At 40.2% G+C, this 1,405-nt stretch carries 1 protein-coding gene; it reads right to left on the bottom strand.

Going from position 1 to position 1,405, the window contains the following annotated elements:
- Nucleotides 1-145 precede the first annotated feature (145 nt).
- Nucleotides 146-1,270, bottom strand: coding sequence for an IS4 family transposase (locus tag M3Z76_RS19595; RefSeq protein WP_295657549.1), 1,125 nt, complete (start codon nt 1,268-1,270; stop codon nt 146-148).
- Nucleotides 1,271-1,405 lie beyond the last annotated feature (135 nt).

The raw sequence follows: 1,405 nt of genomic DNA, 5'->3' as shown, positions 1-1,405 counted from the left end.
CACTAGCGTCGCATAAATTTTAACTGAATTTTCTGTTTTCTTGTTTTTCCTTTTATAAAGAAAAACGAATACTCTTGAACAGAGGTAGTAAACATCCATTTTTTTACTATAACTGTTGACGAGTGTGACAGAGGCGGGAAACCCTTTATGGGACCGCTTTTCCTGTGATTTTTCGTAGCCATAAGTGAGAGGATTTCCATGGAGCTGCCTTCAGTAAACGACTAATTTGTAAGTACGTTCTCGAACTATTCGTGTTCAGTTGTGCCAGTACATGCAGGCAATAGACAATCATCGCGATGTACACCTGATTATGCACGCCTTGTTCGCTTTGTGCGTAGAACTTTTTAATATTCAAGTGCTGCTTCAGCCATTTAAAAAATAGCTCGATTGCCCAGCGTGACTTATATAACTCAGCGATTTCGTCAGCGCTTAAATCAAATCGATTCGTGATCAGATGCAGTTCGTTTCCTTTTGAATCGAGCACTTTGATGAGGCGAAAAGCGTTTTCTGCACGGTTTTGTGGTGTACCAATCAAAACCATTTCATCTGAAAACACAAGCGAGTCTTCAGGCAGTTTAAATGGCTCGATTACACGAATGACAGCGTTTTTTCGTAAGCGTGACACAAAGAAATACCCATCGTCTGTCATGCGGTCAAATCGTTCATAATCCAAGTAACCCCGGTCAAAGACGTACATGCATTCTTTGTCGTCAACGAGTACTTCCAGCTGACCACGATCATGTTCTTTCGCGTTTGTCAGCACCGCTTCATCTGGATAGGAACAGCCTTTTTCTGCGTAAACAAGACGTAAATGAAGCTTGATGCCCGACTTTGTTTTACGGAATTCAGCCCACTTATGGTTTTTCAAGTTCAATGGCAACGTACTCGAGTCGATAATTTTCAGTGGTGTTGTCGTTTCTCGGCGCTGCTCATAATGTGATTTCTCGTAAATTTGGGCAACTAAATCCCAAAATACCTGTTGGAACACTTCAGTCGGCACTTGATTTAATCGGCGTCCGAGCTGCGAAAAGCTAATCGCTTCTAAATGCGTCGCTTGTTGAAGGTCGTCAGAAAATAATGTCTCACTGACTGCACGCAGACTCTCGGTTTCATTGAGCTGAGCGAATACGAACAATTTCAAGAATGACGCAATGTGTAGCTTCTTTGTATAGGTATTTAATTGATAGCTTTCAACCAATTCCTCGAGATTTGTGGAGAAAATCGGTGAAAACCATTGTTCAAATGATGTTTTTCGTGTAAACTTATCCATGCTATGGTCCTTTATTTTGGATTTGGATGGTTTATTACCGCCCAACCATTATAAAGGCTTTTTTTATGCAAAGATAAAATTACTGAAAATTTAGATTTTTATAAAGCGTTGAATTATTTTAATGCGACACTAGTG

This window comes from Metasolibacillus sp. (genome assembly GCF_025291715.1).
Taxonomy (GTDB): domain Bacteria; phylum Bacillota; class Bacilli; order Bacillales_A; family Planococcaceae; genus Metasolibacillus; species Metasolibacillus louembei.
This window is presented reverse-complemented; position numbering and strand designations above follow the sequence as displayed.

What these genes read in the sequence shown, in the direction of transcription:
- M3Z76_RS19595 (WP_295657549.1), bottom strand. Translation starts at nt 1,270, where the DNA reads ATGGATAAGTTTACACGAAAAACATCATTTGAACAATGGTTTTCACCG.